The following is a 17690-nucleotide window of genomic DNA, read 5'->3' on the forward strand; positions in this document are numbered from 1 at the left end:
GCGCGAAGCGTGCAGCCGTCGTATAGTGCCGAAATAGAGTCAAAGGTCATCTCTGGCACATTCCATTTCAGTGGGTGAGCCATCCAAATCAGGGGATCTTGTGGCGTATCTAATCAATGATGAGTGGTTTCGAACCAAGGATGATGTGAAGGGGCGATGCCGAGCAATCCTTGCGGGAACTGCAGACGGTGCGTTGGTGACTGAAGCGGATGCTGAGTTCTTGTACGAGCTGTTTCAGTACCACGATGAATGGACTGAGAAATCCGGAAGTGGGGTTGAAGGCATCACGGCGCAAATGACCGTTCAGGGCACAAGGTGCTTCGTTCTGCGCCGGCGCTGCGGTACCGAGATCGATATTTCGTTTAAGCATTCGGCTGATCTCATTCCCAGTAGCAGGGGGAGAAACCGTCAGCCTCAAGGCCTGACAGACTTTCGTAATGGCGCGCGTACCGCAATCAGAAACCAGATTCGGTCTTTCCGTGATCAAGCGTTCGCTTCGACCACAGTCTGTCCGCTATCAGGAGAAGCTCTGAGCCGATTCAATGCTGCGGTTGATCACATCGCGCCGAGTACCTTTGACCAGCTGCTTTTCGATTTCTGTCGAGCTAACCAGATTAATCCGCTAAACGTCGTAGTCGGCTCCAGGGATGGGGTGGTCGCCACACTGGAGGACGCTGATTTGCGCGCGGCCTGGGAGCGCTATCACCTCAGCAACGCGCAGCTACGGCTCATATCGAGGATTGAGAATCTGAAGCTTCCCAAAGCCTCAATTCCCTGGGTGGAACTCTGCTCTGGCTCCTGAAAAAGGGCTAGATCAAATATTGTGAGGCGATAGCTGATGCTGTCAGAAATCGATGCATCAGCAGGACAGACGAGTGATGTTGAGTGCACGGGGAAGTGAGGTAGTTGCGTTCCGCCATTTTGAAGTGGGCATCTTGATAGCGTCTGACTGAGACATCCCTGTCTGCGCTGTTTCCGGTATCCCATTGCGAGTGTGGTACACCACTTCACAGGGCAAGCTTTGCACCAAACGCTACAGGTTGAGCTTCCTGAATACTGATTTCAGAAGCATGGGTGTACTCGTCCAAATAATCGCAGGCCGTTTGCCTATTCAAATGAATCCCTCGTTGAGCGCGCCGAGACACTCTATAAGCGGTACATCCATGAAAGCGAGTATGGCCGTCGCTGAAGCACTGACGAGGTAGTTGACCCGCAAGGGGGCGATTACGCAAGTACTGGGACAGCGTGCTTTCCGGATGTGGAACATCGAAATGGTTGCCCAAGCCGTTTGCACAGCCGTCAACGAAGAGGCCTTCCATGTTGGATCTCACAATTACCCAGATAGGGAGGCGACGATTTCGCTCCGGGCAGCTGGGTATTTTAGGTGGAGCAGGCTGAGAAATTGTCAAATTGGGAAAGGCGGAGCGTGTGATCGAGCTTTGACGGGAGAAGGAGCGCTTCCGCAATCGAGCCAGTATGCCAAGCCTACTCCCGTTAGTCAGGAAGGCATTTTTTGGTTAACTTCTGGTTGATAACCTGTTAGCGATCTAGCCTGGCTCTCCAAGCTAGCGCTTTACATTCACGCCAATTGATGAGGGAATGGCCTGGATGCAAATTGGGTGAGCCTATCTTTTAACTCAGGCGGAAGATTATTATCTAAGCGTTGCATGTATGTCTGCTTGTTGTGATCGTCGATTCTACGCAAGATATGTTCGATGGTAGAGATCTTTTTTGCAGAATTTTCCATTGTGAAAGCATTCGTGTCTCTACCGTGCAAAATCGGATTGCGCTCATTGTATAGTTCGTCGCAGAAATATGTGATGAAGTTTTTGTCAAAAAAATCTCCTAGCGCGGTCTGCGTGAGCAGTGTGCCAACTGTAAAATTAGTAACTGTTTTTCCTGATAGCAGTATTAGCTCTTCGCATGCATCGTCACTATAAATTTTCTTATCGTTGCTGCGATTGAATTCTTGTGAGAAGTCCCACAATACACCCTCAATTACCGTCAGGGCTGTGCAGATTGAGGCGGAGTATATTTTATTTCTAAAGCAGTTTATTATGTCGTTAATTATGTGTGCTCGTGAGCAAAGTACATGGGATAGAGGAGGGCTTATGTATTGACTTGACAAAAGCTCTTCAAATCGTTTGAATTTCCCGTCTATATAATTGGCTGTAAATATTCCGGAGAGATCTTGTTCGTTTTTATATGCTTCAAATAATGCTCTGCCCGTTGTGGTTGGTAAGTGATCTATATACCATTTAAGGGGGAATCTATTCCAGGATTCGTCGAGAGTCATTAGCTGGAGTAGCTGAAGTTTGGGCTTGGTTATTATCGCAGCAGCCAAACTAAAGCTGTCGATTTCGCTGAGACTTGCCACTAATAGTGCAGGTGTCAAGCGTAAAATGATTGGGCTATACTCAAGGTTTAGCAACATGTTATCTAGGGCTTCTAATTCCTCTTTTTGACTTTTAGTGGCTCTGCTAATGGCGCGGTTTAGCATGTGTTCAGCTTTTTCCGCATCTGCCTTTCTGAGTTTTCTATAGTTGGAGCAAGCATCAGAGAGAATTGTTTTCAGCAGTCTACCTTTCTTGATATGCAGGTAGTTTTTTGCCTGGCCTCGCTGCTTATCATAAATTTCTTTGAGCTCGGGCTTTATTTCGTTGGTTGATTGGCTCTCTTTTAAGAGTGTGTAGACCTTTTTGAAGATTTCGTCCGATTCAAGTTTCCTCACATCGTATTCCGATGCAAAGGTTATGCACGAGATTGTGCAGAGTAAACTTTCTTGATCTTCTTGTGGAAGGCTTTGGAGTATTTTAAGTTTACGTTGCTCCGCTACATAGTCCCCAGCGACATTGAAAGCGGCCAGCTGGTCTTTTGAAAGATTTTTAATGAATTTTCTGTATTTTCTTGATTTCTTTCTGTCCATGCTTAAGAGGAGTCCTTTATTTTCTCTGGTTCTTTTATAGTCGTCGACCATGTGGTCGCACGTTGCTGTCGACTTGGTCGACCTAAGCCTTGATTCAGGCCTATGTTTCGCTTCATTGCATTTGGCTGGATGGCAGCTTGAATCATAGCCGCAGTGTTTCTACGCAGAGCCTCAGAATGATTCTGAACGGCGGCAAACGATCGGTTGCAGCTCTCGCGCATGCGACAAACGCAATCAGAATCATGATGGCTACCTGGTATCATCGACCTGTTACAACATGCTTTTATCATTCCGCACAGGGCGTGACAAGCCCGCTGAGGGTTCGGAATCGCGCCGGCTGTGTCAGGAACAGGTGCGCATTGGAAGTAGCTACTCATAGAAATAGCAAATCGCTGTGAGTATCGCTTTTTGCTGCTGGGCGAGGCGTCGGGAAGGGAGGCTTGGCGGGATAGTATGCGAATCGGTAGTATGTGTACTATATTTGACTTCAGTTTGTTCGGCGCTTTGGCTGTTGATAGTATGTTTTTTTCGGTTACAGGCGGTAGTGATCTGCCTTCTCCAACACTTGCTTTCAGATTGGGATCTATCTGTCACTTCCTCGGGCCCGGAAAACCTGGAGTCGATCCGCATAATGGCCGGGATCTGGCATTGCCTCACTTTCGAAGCGCTCAGGCTATGTCCAGGAAACCTGCTCCCACTGCACCTTCTGGAGCTGAGGCTTGAAAAAGATCTTGGGCTTTGAGCTCGGGTTTTGGCTGAGGCAGGCCTTGGCTGGGAAGCTATTCGGCATGTTCATGCAGCTTCGCGTTTCTGTGCTCTCTATTGGAAAGCAGATGCCGGGGCTCGGAGGAGAAGCATGCGCAGCCGATGTGAGATCAGCTGCGCTATGCCTTTAAGCTACGTCACCGATCCGCTTGCCACTTGCCTGGAGTGTCAGCTGCGTATTCCCTTGCGGGGAGCCCTGCAGGAAGAAAACGCCTTTCTCGTAATCGACAGTGCCATTTGCTTCAAGCACGAACCCGCCTGTACCGCCGAAAACATGGGTGTTACCGGCTTGCCATTGCTGCACGTTGATCTGGGTTTTGAATTCGCCAGATTGTGTGGGAAGTTTTCCTTGATACAGGAAATTGGCATCGCTGCCATTCACGCTGCCGTCCTTGACGAATACGAGACCAGATCCGAAATCCTGGATGTTGGAGCGGAATTGAACCTCAAACACACCTTGCGACATGGGAGTCTCCGTGGATGCTGATATTGAACGTCCAGCATAATGGGATCCAATGCGGGGTGACCTAACGTTGTTTTGTTGCCAGATATTTCAAGGCGCCTAAGTTATGGGGTTGCCCTGAGCGTTAAAAAAACTCATCGGTCTGGCCACTCAGTGCAGCTTGACACTGGCGTCTTCACTGAGGCGGACTGGTCGTAATCTACAGGTCGCAGAGTTAGTCGAGGTGCAACCCCATCACGAGCCAATGTTTCTATCTCGCTACGGAATTGGTCGACGAGTCCACTTGGCGGCTTGCCGCGTTCCAGGCTCAGAGTGGGGGGCTGCAACGTGCTTCGCCCAATCGGCAAGCAAATTCGAACTCCTGTTGGCATTATCGCTTTCAGTTCCATGATTGGCTCGGAACATCCGCAGTAGCAAGCCTAATTACTGCACATTTGCATTCTATGGTTCACCATAATCATCCTGTAAGCGCCCCCGCGCTGATGTTCTTGTGGCCTCCAAAATTCCAAGAAAAACGCCCCTCGTGTTAGGGCCGATCCTCATCAGGATTTGACAAGGGGCTGTCGCGCCTTGTCAGGTTGTTTTGGTTTTATCGAGAAGCGAGGCTAGCACTGAGCAAAGTGCTTCAGAAATTTTCGGCCATCTTCAATTTCATATAATACTTCCATCTCAATAAGCAGACCCATGCCGCTGTACAAGCCAGGGGTTTTATGTTTATCAGTCGGCGTGGTAATAACTTTGGTAAAGCCACTCAGCTGTTCACGCATCGCGGTGTACGCAATCAGGGTAGCAGTGAGATAGGATGATAGCTTTTTTATAGTGTCCTGGGAATTTGCATCCAAAAGTGCGTTCGAATCACCAGTAGTTTTAATTCCGCTGAGCCTGTCTTTCAAAAGATTGACTTGTGCTTGCAAACTGGAAATTTTCAATCAGACTTCTTCCGAAACGGCTTCTGGCTCCTCTAGCGATTCACGTCCATGATTGAATGCGTCATCCACCAGGTGCCTGTAATCGCTGTTCCTGAGTAAGGTAATGTAACTAAAGGGCCGAATTTTTTTGTTGAAAAATGGTGTTGCGGGGTCGCCTGACTTTGCTTCCCTCACCTCCGAAATCACCCCTGCTAAATCTTTGCAGTAATCGGTGACTGTAGCATATTTGCTGGCAGATACCACGCGGATAGCCTGTCGCAACATTTTTTCGGTTTGCACGGATCTGGCTGCTACATACTCATCGAATGTAGATGGTTTTTTCGGGGGCTTTGTGGGCTTAATTTTATTTTTCATGCGGATAAGTTTTTAAGCTACCATGTGAGTAAGTTTTAATTTTTGATCGGGCGCTGAAATCAGTTCCTTGATTGCACTGGCGTCTCCCGAGCTTACAGCAAAAAGTTCGTATGGAGTGATTGCCCCAGACAATACCATTGAGCTGATCTGGGCTGAAACTTTAGTAGCAATCGGGGTGGTTTTGTCCGGGTCAATCCCCAGTAGCTTTGAAATGTCCCCTTCTTTCATTAACAAGATATAGCGTAGGTGTGCCAGTTTCATGCTCAGATCCTCAGATGAAACATCCGGGAAATTCTGGACATCAATTAGCCTTTTCAGCAGCCCGGCCTCTTCAGGTAGTGAAAAGCGCTCGTAATGTTTGACGATCTCTTCACGGTCTTTCACCATAAGCTCTCGTTCCAGTCCTTTCTCATACATCTGGAACAGCTGAATCTCGATCGCCTCTAGCAGACAGGCTTCCCGCGCGAAGCGGTCATTTTCAGATTCAAGCTGTTCAAGTTCAGTACTAATACGTGCCGATGGTTTGCGCTCTACGTATTGTTGAATGAGAGTAAGCGTGCCTGCCATCAATTCCCGATATTTGTCTTTCTTCGCGGAAATCGCGGGCAGATGCGCTACTCCTCGGATAGCAAATGGGCAGGCAGAACAGCAGTTGGGCTCACCAAATAAGTCGAGGACTTCCTTAGGGCAGATGTTGTTAAAAGGGCAAATATGCGTAGTGTTAAACGCAAGTTCACTAACTTCCTTGGCGAGGATTTTGTCCAGGCCGGTAGTTGACTCTCGCTTCACGCTCGACAGGCTCATGAGTCTGTGTTGACTAATGGCAGTCACAGGGTCGATTGCGATATCTCTCTTAAGTGTTAAGTTTAGCTTTGAAATTGCTCCGGCCAACTCTGGAAGGTCACCGGACGACAATTTGCTCTGATTACTCATGAGAGACATGCAGAGCATTTGCTGATGGGTCATCCCGAGGTCACTCTCATCAAAAACTGAATAATAATTTACTAGGGGCTCTGACTGTCCAGTGAGCCACTGTCCAACAATGCTTGGAGGTAGGAACTTGATTGCCTCCGACACAAAGCCTGCTCTCAGGCCATGAGGTGTGTAGTCGCTAGTTAGCGTGCTAGCAGTAATGGAAGATACGCTGGTAATTGAATGGTCATTGATGGTAATGATTTCTTCAGTAGAGCCTGCAGGTGGTTTGCACCATACGATGTCTGGGCAGCGCATATCTCCTAGTTCAAACTTGAAGAACTGTTGTAGGCACAGCAGGAGAAGTCTGAAAGGGTCATAGTTGCTCCACCTGTTAGGGGTGAGCGCGAGCCTAAATAGAGGGCGCAGACGTCCGAACTTGGAGTTTGTGTTCTGGTTATACCAAACTGTATTTTGAAAGCTCGCTTCTGTGCAGCGTTCATACCATTTGCTCTGCCTATCTAAAATATCTATAACTCTGCTGGAGACGATCGCAGTCCATTCGCCATGAGCTTTGTCTGTGCTTACTAACAGCGGGGCCAGTGGCCTGGTCATATTGCGCTCTACATAGTTTGCATACCGATCTTTATCTAGCCACAACAAGTGCTGCTGACGAATTCCGGTCTCACACATAAGCAAAGTAGAGCGAACATCGTTCATGATGATGCGCGGCTGCAAGCTTCCATCAATGTGCATATCTGAAATTCGGTAGAATCTTGGAATGTACTTGAATGGAGTGGGCTTCCCGTTGTGATAGAAAATGGGGCTGAAATTAAGTGCATTGAAGTCGACGCTTTCGCAGCTCATGGCACCCTGACCCCATAGTCCCGACCAATTTGAACCATGCACAAGCTCGCTCAGTGTGGGCCAGGCCAGCTCGCCGGAGACGAGACCAGGCTCACTGCCGTCTGCCATGCCATTGAGGTGCATGGTCAGATATTCCAATGAGTACAGCATGCTGATAAAGGTTGAGAAGTACGTCCTTGGGATTGGTTTCTTACTCGTCCCCCATCGTTTTACTGTTTTCGGATAGCAAGCTGGTGAAAAGCTATTCCTTACTTTTTCTGCATTGGGAATGACAGCGGACTGGGAAATGATGTAGTCGAAGAATTCATCGATAGGGTAGGTTCTTTGATATTGAGTGTCTGGAGTATTCTGGTTAATTTCGACAATAATGCTGATCATCGAGATCAGAGTTTCTGGAAGTTCTCGCTCAAAGTTTCCGACTTCTTTCAAGAGGTCGGCGTCGGCGGTGATATAAATGGCGCAGGTAAAATCGTTGAAGGTACTTGGGTAGAGTTCTAGGTTTCCATCACGATTCATGAAGAATTTGTAGAGGTAGGGGCCGCAGTAAGCAAGCAGGTAGTAGAGCGGGGTTCTGGTATTTTTTTCGCTCTCAAGTCTTCTTGACTTGATGTACGCAAGATAGGTTGTGTTAAGCATCTTGCAGAAATTTACGACCTTTTCAGGCAGTAGTTCAAGTCCGCCGGGGAGTGTTGGGCTGTTCTCCATTCTAAACGCACGGCTTAGATCCCTTGTGTCGGAAAAGATGGTTGCAAGCCGCTCGATACCATGGTTGGTTCCCTCCAAATAAGAGCGAGTTTTCTCAACCATTTTCAAATGTTGTTTGCTAACCTGGTTTTTTCGAGCGGAAGCATACTTTAATTTGTGAGCCTGCTTAGCTTGTTCGCGGCTTTCAGCAAGAATTTGATTGACTGCATCTCGCATCCAAGGATTGTTGGAGGCGTTGGCCAGAAATACAGAGAAATCGTCCGTGTAGAATCTAGCAAGCTCTGATTTGTGTCCAAAACTCCGGAGTTTCAAATCGCGAGCATCTTCTGCCGTGAAACTTTTGGCGTCATGGAGGTTAGAGGCGACCAATAGACGCATCCAGCCGCTGGCCCTGAGATCGCGTTCTTTCTTGGTCATCGCGCCATTGTAGGGAAGCGATGACACGGGGTTCAGCTCCCTGATTTTGATGAGCATGGGGCAGCTGTCCGCGTGCTCTTGGATGAGGTCGTCCAAAATAGCGTCGCTGTGAATAGGGCAGTTCCAGCCTAGCGGTAGAATTATTTTTTTCTCCATCCATAGGCGCAGAAATGCCAGCTTCAGCAACGAAATGAGGGGAGCGGTACGATACACTGGGAATTCAGGGATGATGGCGTTAACGATTTCCTCCCTCTTGTCATTTCCAGAAAAGCAGCATGTCAGCAGTTGTTCAACCTGCGCGCGTTTCAATGCGAAGAAAGGGCGAGCGCCCAGTTGGTTCAGAGCCAGTAATACGTCGCGCGGACGACCGCCGTCCACCGTGTTATATTTTTTCCAGTACCGGTGCCTCACATCGATCATGGCCATGTCAAAGGCGGGGCCAATTTCTTTATTCTTGATTAGCCAAATGGGTTCGATATGCGATGTATTAATCATACGTCCTCCAGGACGAGCTGCTGAAGTTGTTTAATTTCCTGCTGATGGTACGCAATCCTTGCCTCAAGAATGGTCTTAGGCCCCCCAGACAGGCGGGCAAGGTTCGCAGCTGAAAGTGCGGCCTGCAGCAGATGCGCGTCCTGTCGAGCGTATCGTCGGGTAGTCTTGATGAGTGCGTGCCCCATTAGCTGCTGAACCATGCTCAGTTCGAGTCCGTACCGTCTGTTGCTGTGAGGGTTCGGGTTGGGGCAATGGTTGACGAGGTAATAGCCGTACATATGTCTTAAAGAGTGAAAGCCATAAGATTTTTGAGTCAGCTCAAATGCGGCTTTCCTGAAGCGCTCATACAGTGACTGATAACTGCTGTGCATAGGCTCGCCGTTTACCAGATTTCTGACTAAAAAATTATGCCTAACCGGCACCATCAATTTTTGTGCGCGAATTTCAGTTTTATATTGTTCCAGCGCAATCCAGAATATGGACGCGAATGGCTCAATCATAAATGTTTCAGGGTGGGCGCGACCCTTATGCGGAAGCGCATCAATGTCGGAAGATGAAATGTATTTGATCAGTACATTTCGCCGCGTGTTGGGATCAATGATCATCACACGGCTGTTCATTAGGTCAATTTGAGGCTTAATATCTTCGTTGAGCATTGTTAGTACTTCTGAAATACGCGCTCCTGTCGCTGCCAGCAAGCTCCACAGCATTTTGTCACGGGCACTAGGCGCCGATTCAATAAGCTCCTTGCAGCGATCAATCGGGAATGCGTACTCGTCTCCGCCATATTGGTCGGTGTGTGCAAGTGTTGACGGCTTTGAAATCGCTGAAAGACCCGCTCGCTTGATTTTCCGCGCGCCCCCCGCCAGGCATCCTGCCAGCCAACTACTCCTTTTAATAGCACTTCTCACGCTAGAAGTTGATTCAATCTTGACGGCCTGGGCCAGGGAAAAGCCCGACAAATTCCTCGATTTTATATAACCGTGTGCCTCCAATTCCAACAAGCCAAGGCGAAAGCGTTCACTGGCTTCGACAAAGCTATTAAGAGCCGCCAGCGCTACACCAACAGAACTGCCAGATAAGTTACGATTTCCCATGATTTCAGCCGCTCGTGCGATCATAGGGATTTCACTGGAGGTTCCAAAAACTAAGAAGCTCTCGTAGTTTTCGATAATCTCGCTGAGTAGAGCTGCACTCAGTTCTCCATGTAGATGTGTAATAAGTTGGAGGAGTTCTAAGAAAACTCTGTTGTATCCTGCGTAAGCCTTCACGGTTCTGAATGAATGCTTTTTACTGAGCATGAAGCACCAGTTTTCGAAAAAGTCATCCATTACTTTGTCGTTTGAAGCTAGCGCGAAGATCTTTTTTCCATCTTTGGTGATTGGGATAAGAAGTGGTGGCGCAAAAGAGGTAAGACAGCCAGGTAGCGCCACGGAGTTCATATCAGGTGTCCAGTTCTGTTGGGGTGACCAAATGGTTACATGGGAACTTCAAAGCATGCAACTGCACGCTAGTGCGTGCTTTTTAACTGCGCAGGTTGATTTCTAAATTCAAATTAACGTTGATATATAATGGTATATAACTACGTTATCGATTCTGGGGCGGAAAGTTGATGTGTTGTACCTTGTTTTGCTGACCGCATCGTCATAAAGTGCATGCGCCAGGCCTTTCAGGGCATCAGGAGAAGGTGAAGTATGGCCATCAGGTTTTTGTAAAAACTGTAGATCGCCTTGATTGTCAAGGTCACAAAAAAATAAAAATTATTTTTGAGGTTGGCCTGCTGGCTGCTGTTTCGAGGCTGATTGGGGTGGGGAATTTGGCGGTCAGGACGGGAGTAGGGGGGCTTTACAGGCGCGAAACGGGGTTCTCGACGCGCTTCAAGGGTATCGCTTCAGAATTATTCCAGAGGCGCCAAGTATGCAGTTGGCATGGCTGCAGAAGGTTCGCGCGGATGAGGCCCTTCGCAAACTCAATTCAGGATGCGGCGATGCGCTCCAGCCATTCCCCCAGAAGCAAATACTCGCAGCGGGTGAAGACTTTCACGTTGCTCAGATTCCCTCTCAACTCAGAGGCCAGGTTTTGAGTTCGACGGTTGGGATCGGCTTTCGGCGGGTCACCGTCTTGCAAGGTGCGCCTCGCGCCTGCCTTTAATAAAGGTTTAACGGCTTGTCTCACAAGCCAGCTTGCGTCGGGCGGGCGGCTCACTTGATGCAGACAACTAAATACCATACCTGCACAAAAAGGATGGATAAACTCAATGGCCTGCTTTTGACTGACTTGCAGTAGTCCTGCTACTGCGACCAGTCTTACGCGATTCTTGAGGTCATCAAGCTGAATTTGCCATACATGAGAGACGCTCGATTGACGGGGCTTGCAGATGTGAAGGTAGAGGTCAGGGTATTTCAGCCCAAACGAGATCAGATCTTCAATTGCCTGGTACAGACCATTGATAGTGTCACCGGCATCTGTTGGCCGCTTTGGCTTACTTTGCCAGAGGTGCAGCGCCGCTGCGTCTAGCAACTGATCGATGCCTCCGACATGCTTGTAGATTTGCGGAGGAAGGACGTTGGCCTGGGTGGCGATGTTCCGAATGGTCGCAGACGCTATGCCTTCTTCAGCAACCAGCTTGGCTGTCGCCTCGATAATGGTTGCAGCTAGGGGCGTTCGAGGGATAGGGAAGGAAGTCATAGGCATTCAGGGGAAGTAGGGTCAGGCTCGTAGCCTAGGCGGTGCGTAATATACGGTATGGCTGGAGCCAGTGAAAGGGAGCCAACAGTAGTCGGGTGGTTGATCAGGGGTACATGACCTGGCGCAGCTACCCTACAACTGATTCCATTTCTTGAAGGTGATCCGGTCAGGCATCAAGCCCAGCTTCTCAACATTGGACTTAAGATCTCTCTGGCCATCTTCATCGGGGGGAAGAATAAACGTCCAGGTCGTGGGAGTATCACCAAAGGTTTCAAGCAGCTTCGAAAAGTAGGCGCTGTCCACATCGGACATCGAGTGCCCGAACACGGTGACCTTTTCGATATCACCTAGACGCTCGAAAAAGCTCGAATTGTCTTGAATGATCTTTTCGCTGGGCTTGAAGGTACTACTGAAATAGTCGTCCAGAGTCAAATAGGCCTCCACTAGACGGTGGTCTGCTGATTCATGGTCGACGCTGTCGTAGAGCAATGTCCGGTTTTTCTCATCTCGTCCGTGCCCCAAGACAATGGTCGAGCTTGCGTCTAAGGCCTCACCATGGATATGCAGAATGTTCTCTGCTGGAACATCGTAGAGGTGGGACAAGGTACTGGTGTAATTGAAGGTTAAAAATGTGGCGTTGGTTTCCAGGTTCGCGAGACCAGCCAAGACCTCGGAGCGCTCAGGAATTGCGATAGACCTCACCCAGTCTGCAAATTGTTGCTGCAAGGTGTGCGAGAGCCCTGTGGCGACTCGATCCACTTCGTACTGGAAGTCATGGTGGCCGGAATCACTCCAGCCGTCAGATGAGTACGAGCCCAGGAAGCAATCCATGTCGGAGACAATGTTATCGGTGTCCAGATCAGCAAGGGCTTGTTCGAGATTTGCCCAGTTTCCTTCGGCTGGGACATAGGTATCCACCCAGTCATACGTCTCCCGATCAACCTCAAGCAGGTGGTTTTTAAAGTCCAGGTAGCGGGTCGGCATTCCATGGTGAAGGTCAAAACCATTGCCGATGATGTAAAGGGTTTTGGCGTTCATCAAGGTCACCGGGGGGACTGGCCGCGTGGAGCCGGGGTCAATTGAGGATTTTCAGGAAAGGCTGCTTGCTGATGATCGCTGCCTGAGACTTTGTCTTCAAAAAATCCACAAGATCACCTTGGCGCTGCAGGAGCATGACGATCTCCTCCAGTGAGCACAGGAACGTCGTTCTGTGGTTCAAAAACTCCGCGCATTGCGTTATGGCGGGTTGGGTGAATTCACTATTGGAAATGAAGATGCCAGAGGCATCTGCTCGGCCCATCACTCTCACAAGATGGGGCCCGAAGTCCGACACTCCCACAGGATCCTTCAGCCACTTCATCTCCACCAAGTGGATCTTGCCACCCAATTCAATCACACCGTCGATCTGCTCCAGTACGGTGGCACCATCCAGCGGCTTGCGAACGAAGTTCTCTTTAACGTGGACGCCATAGGCTCGAAACAGATCATTGAGGACGCTCTCAAGGAGCTTTCCGCGCTCCTGCGGTCTGTCTTCCATCGAAAACAGGCCGTACAGCCGGGACTTTATGTCATCGATTTCGTTCCGTTTTCTGACCGCCTGCTGATGCTCCTCGCGATGACGTGCTTGATTCTGTTCACGCTCGAAGTCCCGCTCTTGCCTCATTCGGGTGAATGCGTCCTTTGCATTCACAGCTTCCCTGAGGCTTGCCACCAGACCTTTGGCTTTGAGCCTTTCGTTCTCCCAGCAGGACTCAAAACTTTCGAACTGGGTCACCCGTTTGATGATTTCGCGCCGAGCCGCAAGTCCGCTGTCACCACGCCGATTTAGGCGGGTCAGCACGTCACGGGCAATCTCGAATTTGTTGATGGACTGAGGGGCCTTGGTGAGGGTGGCACGAGCCTCACTCCAGTCAGCTTCAGCTACCCCCGCGCCTTCAAAGAAAAGGAAGACGTCCTTTTTGGACTTGACCAAACGGGGAATGGTCTCCACCAGTAGCTCAAAGATATCGTGGGGGTAGTGGAACTGCTCAGCCATGAAATATCCCGTTATCAGTAACCTCTGAGGACTTGTCGGAAGCCCTTTGGGATCATCATGACGGGTGCTAATGGCCAGGTAAATCCCCACGGAGCTCGGTTTGAAGATGTCTGCCGAAGGCGGGGCTGGGTGGCTTGCGCTACCGAAGATCGCTTGATAGATTTGTGTTGCGCTGGGTAGGCGCATCTCACCCGTCATGAAAGCTGGAAACGGTACTACCTGTTGGAACTCTTTGCTGAAGGCCCCTTTTTTCGAGGCCCCAATGCAGCGTAGGCGGGTGGCGTTGCGGTAGGGCGGAGAAAAAACATGAGCACTACCCTCGACGTACGCGCGTCTACCCTTCCTGGGATCAAGCGTAAGGCCAAATCCCTTGGCCGCGATCACAACCTTCCTCACCGTGCGGCCCTTGATGCTTCTGCCAGGCTGTCTGGCTTCGAAAGCTTCCAACACGCTCAGAAAGTGCTTCAACGTGTGCATCGGATGCACAGCATCTTCCTGTCTGCATACTGGCGCGACTCAACTGTCAGGCCGTCATCGGGCCTTGAAATTCTCGAACTGAAATTGCCCAGGCCGTTGGCAGAATTCCTGAGCAGGTATCAGTGTGGGTTTGCCCAGGGCCTGCAGGGTTTCTTCTTCGAATATTCCGACCACGTTGAAATGCGCAGCAATGCTGACAGCCAGGCGCGGGCGGAGGAGTTGCTGACTCGCGCGGCATTGGCGTTGCAGTTCTTGGAAGCGGCTCGGCTTCGGCCAGCCACGACAAAAACTCATCGCAAAGCCATGGAAAGGGCCGAGCAACTTCCTCACTGCGATCACGTGTCGCGGTGGATCTACGAGGGGAGTGGGGATTGGATCATGCTGGATGAGCCCTACGATCATGTGGCTAGGCAGAGCGAAACTCAGGTGCGTGATGCATGGGTGCAATCCTGCGACCTGCATTGGGCCAAGCCGGAATGGGAAGGGTTGTATTACCCGGGCCATGCGGTACCGTACTTTGTAGCTAAAGACTCGGAGCTGCTTCGCAGAACAGTTGCGACCGTTGAGCGGCTGGCAGAGCAAAATCGTGCCGGCATCGCTTCTTGGGCCTTCAGCTCCCAGCCCTACAATGGCCAATTCGTGAGTCCCGCTCGCGAACGTGATGGTAAAAAGCGCAAGCCACGTCCAGGTACTACCTACGGCTTCAGCAAAAATGCAGTCGAATACAGCTGGAAGGAAGGGTATGCATCGCGCTGGCGCCCAGCACAGCAGATGAGCATGGAGAACCACAAGGAGATGGGGCTCACGCTCAAGCGTCTCTATACCTCAACCATGCCACTGGAGGCTCACGCGAGGCTTGAGGAGATTCAGTCTGAGCTTGAGAACTGGATGTTCGCCGAGTACAGGTTGGAGGATCGTGACGATGTCGATGTCGATGTCTACTACGGTGCTGACGGGCTTCAGAGGTATTCGGGTGTGGAGGCTATGGTCTCAGCGGTTGACCATGTGCGTTCAATCTTGACGGGAACCTATCTGGACTCGAAGCCATTGAGGGACTACCTCAAGAAGCTCGACTCGGCTCGCCAGTTGATCCTTGCGGCAGCTGGCTAAAAGCTCAGTATCTCGTAGGCTTTCCTTAGGGGCATTTTGGGAAGGGTGAGGCGGCTTTGAGGCCTCGATTTTATCGTGGATTAGGTGTATCGGCCATTCATGAAGTCAGCAGGACAGAGATGCTAGATCTAGATGGTTTAGGATCTCTGTCGTGCCCTCCTAACCTAGCGAGACCATCTGTCAGCGCCTCAGTGACAGATGGTGCTGCTTGAGCCCGCTAGATGCGAATTCCGTCCGAGTGATGGTGCATTCGTGATGGCGGTTTGGGGACGGCCTGCAGGTTTCTGACGAGATCGGCTCTCGGGCTCGGGCTCGTAATCTGCAGAGATGAGTCCAATAGACGAGGTGCTTTGAGCAATCGGATCGGAGCCAGCGTTGAGATTTTTCTGGGGGATCGCGAGCTACCATTTGCATCGTACAATATCACTGTACCAAATTGATTTGACGCGCTGACCGAGCATTGCGTACCATTGATTCACGGCTCCAAAGCTGACACGTGCGTGCTTTGGGGGGCTACTGCGAGATCATTGGGTAACAAAACCTACCTACTCGTTCTTAAGGGCTGTAGCATTGCCAGTGTGCTGGATCGTGTTCTCCACGGTTTCGCTTTCCAGATGACGATGCCAACAGTAATGAAACCGGGCAATAAAACGAATTGACGATACTCGCCATATGCTTTGTGGCGAGTATCGGCTCATTGCCTCGGAGAATTTATGGACTCGCAATACCTTCAGACCGCCATCCTGGAGCTTCTCTCGGATCGGCCCTTAGAGGTTGGCGCTCGACTCAAGCAGCGTCTAAACCGCACCCTGTTGAACGCAGGGCTTCCAGCTTTCGATGAAAAACAGTTTGGTTTCAGGAAATTTTCAGAATTTTTGATTTCTGAGCTCGGCGATTACTTGCTGGTTGAAAAACCGCGCGAAGGCGGTGACATCCAGATCACGCTAAAGCATCGATTGGCAGCATCCCCTAGCTCTCCTTTAGGCACGAATGACGTGCCTCATGTCGCATCAGCTAAGCCACTTCCCGTCCGACTGATTCGTGGCGATGTGTGGCAAGCCTTTACGCACCTCAATGAGCACCGTAAGCGCTATCTGGACAGAGAGAGTGGCAAGGTACTGCACTTCTTGGATACCGATTCCGCTAACGTGGCTTTGGTTGCTGAAGCTTCAGGGCGTTTTGTGGAAATCCCAAGGATCGACGCTGAGACTCAGCTGTCCTGGATGCAGCACTTCCTTGCAATCAGCAACTTTCCAGATGCTGAGGCTGCCACGCTTTCCCAACTGCTTGACCAGCCGTATTCAAGTCAGTTGAGTGTGCTGTTTGGTCGTGCGCTTGGTGAGCGACAGGCCGAGTGGAAACGCTATCGCGCTGAGCGAGTAACAGAGATCGTGCAGAGCTGGGCGGGGGAGCATGGCGTTGCACTGAGCCCATTATTCACCTTCAAGGTCGGCCAATCTGCTGAACCAGCCGAAGCGGCACCGTCTACTCCATCAGGGCAGCTGAGTCCTCGTGAGCAGGCACAGAAGCTGCTTGGCATGATGACTGACCAGGAAGTTGTGTCTATCGCAATTCCTGCACTGCTAGGTTACGTACTCGCCAACACCCGTCTGTAAAAGGGGGTTGCGGGGATGACCGATGTCTTTATTGTTGGCCTGCCCCAAAGTGAGCGAAGTCGCGTGGAGAGCAAGTTGCTCAAGCGGCAGATGAAGGCTCACATCATTCCCTGTGGCTGGGGGAATCAAGGGGAATACGTCCTTTTACCGCACCCCAGTTGCGCAATTCATGCTCTCTGGCAGTACTGCGAAACGATCGGTGACGGGTTTAAAGACGCGCGTATTTTCGTCCTTCCGTACGCGCTGCTCCCTGAAAATGTTGCTGATGACATTGTAGAAATGTCGGGGATGGGGGCGAATGTTGTCTGTTTCGAGCAGGAGAAAGATGGCTGGCCATTCCTGAAGCGACATGAGCAGCTGGATCAACCCAAGGCCTCGACCATTACTCGACTGCTGCTTGAGGCGATCGGTGGTGAAGAGAAGCCTGAAAACCCGTCGGCCTATATTGCTGATGCCGTGGCGAGTTGCCCAGGGCTTGTCGTGGTTTCCAATGCCATCGATACATGCGATGACGTCAGCAAGCAGCGATATCGGTTCGTTAGGGATGGTATTGATGCACTGGTGGAGATCATTGGCCTCAAAGGTCGCACCGAAGGCACGATGGAGGAGTTCTTCCGTTCGAGGAAGCTGAACCTTGCGCAGTCTGGCGGCGACAATATTGAGCTTGAGGTGTTTCTGGCGGGCAAGTCGATTCACAAGCAAACGTCCTGCATTCACCTGAAGAAAGGAGACGCCACTACCCCCCAGAACTGCCCTCGGATTTATTACCAGACGGCGGAGCTGACGGTGGGGTACCACGTTTTCCTACTGTATGTGGGGCCGCATCGGGAAGGGGACTTTGAGAAGACCCACTATCTCGATTCGACATGACTTTGAGGGGAGCCCGCATCTCCAGGCCTGTGGAGCGCCCCGAGGGTGGCGTCGCGCATGT

At 50.6% G+C, this 17690-nt stretch carries 13 protein-coding genes; 4 read left to right on the forward strand and 9 right to left on the reverse strand.

The window, feature by feature from the left end:
• Positions 1 to 100: 100 nt before the first annotated feature.
• Positions 101 to 802 (forward strand): DUF3223 domain-containing protein, encoded by a 702-nt coding sequence (locus MFF34_RS25415; RefSeq protein WP_238217239.1) that lies wholly within the window; start codon positions 101 to 103, stop codon positions 800 to 802.
• 777 nt (positions 803 to 1579) lie between these two features.
• On the opposite strand, the gene MFF34_RS25420 is transcribed toward MFF34_RS25415, so the two are convergent.
• From MFF34_RS25420 to MFF34_RS25460, 9 genes are all read right to left on the reverse strand, one after another.
• On the reverse strand, positions 1580 to 2977 hold the full coding sequence (locus MFF34_RS25420) for a hypothetical protein (protein WP_238217241.1): 1398 nt from the start codon (positions 2975 to 2977) through the stop codon (positions 1580 to 1582).
• A gap of 841 nt (positions 2978 to 3818) precedes the next feature.
• On the reverse strand, positions 3819 to 4157 hold the full coding sequence (locus tag MFF34_RS25425; RefSeq protein WP_238217243.1) for a GrlR family regulatory protein: 339 nt from the start codon (positions 4155 to 4157) through the stop codon (positions 3819 to 3821).
• A 602-nt stretch (positions 4158 to 4759) separates the two neighbouring features.
• On the reverse strand, positions 4760 to 5083 hold the full coding sequence (locus tag MFF34_RS25430; protein WP_238217245.1) for a hypothetical protein: 324 nt from the start codon (positions 5081 to 5083) through the stop codon (positions 4760 to 4762).
• On the reverse strand, positions 5084 to 5437 hold the full coding sequence (locus MFF34_RS25435) for a hypothetical protein (RefSeq protein WP_238217246.1): 354 nt from the start codon (positions 5435 to 5437) through the stop codon (positions 5084 to 5086). It abuts the gene before it with no gap.
• Positions 5438 to 5449: 12 nt separating this feature from the next.
• The gene (locus MFF34_RS25440) at positions 5450 to 8833 is read right to left on the reverse strand and encodes a hypothetical protein (protein ID WP_238217248.1); all 3384 of its coding nucleotides are present in this window, start codon (positions 8831 to 8833) and stop codon (positions 5450 to 5452) included.
• Entirely contained in the window at positions 8830 to 10275 is a 1446-nt protein-coding gene (locus tag MFF34_RS25445; protein WP_238217249.1) for a site-specific integrase, read from the reverse strand. Before MFF34_RS25445 ends, MFF34_RS25440 begins: the two co-directional genes overlap by 4 nt.
• A gap of 532 nt (positions 10276 to 10807) precedes the next feature.
• Complete coding sequence (locus tag MFF34_RS25450) at positions 10808 to 11521, reverse strand: TetR/AcrR family transcriptional regulator (protein ID WP_238217251.1); 714 nt, start codon at positions 11519 to 11521, stop codon at positions 10808 to 10810.
• Between the two features lie 132 nt (positions 11522 to 11653).
• On the reverse strand, positions 11654 to 12559 hold the full coding sequence (locus tag MFF34_RS25455; protein ID WP_238217253.1) for a bacteriophage abortive infection AbiH family protein: 906 nt from the start codon (positions 12557 to 12559) through the stop codon (positions 11654 to 11656).
• 37 nt (positions 12560 to 12596) lie between these two features.
• Complete coding sequence (locus MFF34_RS25460; protein WP_238217255.1) at positions 12597 to 13556, reverse strand: restriction endonuclease; 960 nt, start codon at positions 13554 to 13556, stop codon at positions 12597 to 12599.
• Between the two features lie 306 nt (positions 13557 to 13862).
• Between MFF34_RS25460 and MFF34_RS25465 the strand changes: the two genes are divergently transcribed.
• The 3 genes from MFF34_RS25465 (at position 13863) to MFF34_RS25475 (ending at position 17629) form a co-directional block, all read left to right on the forward strand.
• Positions 13863 to 15143 carry a DUF5623 domain-containing protein gene (locus MFF34_RS25465; RefSeq protein WP_238217257.1) on the forward strand — a complete coding sequence of 427 codons (1281 nt, stop codon included), beginning with the start codon at positions 13863 to 13865 and terminating at the stop codon, positions 15141 to 15143.
• A gap of 713 nt (positions 15144 to 15856) precedes the next feature.
• Positions 15857 to 16759 carry a UPF0158 family protein gene (locus tag MFF34_RS25470; RefSeq protein WP_238217259.1) on the forward strand — a complete coding sequence of 301 codons (903 nt, stop codon included), beginning with the start codon at positions 15857 to 15859 and terminating at the stop codon, positions 16757 to 16759.
• 15 nt (positions 16760 to 16774) lie between these two features.
• A complete protein-coding gene (locus MFF34_RS25475) occupies positions 16775 to 17629 on the forward strand; it encodes a hypothetical protein (RefSeq protein WP_238217260.1) in 855 nt (284 codons plus the stop codon).
• Positions 17630 to 17690 lie beyond the last annotated feature (61 nt).

Source organism: Pseudomonas sp. PAGU 2196, from assembly GCF_022179005.1.
Lineage (GTDB): Bacteria > Pseudomonadota > Gammaproteobacteria > Pseudomonadales > Pseudomonadaceae > Aquipseudomonas > Aquipseudomonas kermanshahensis.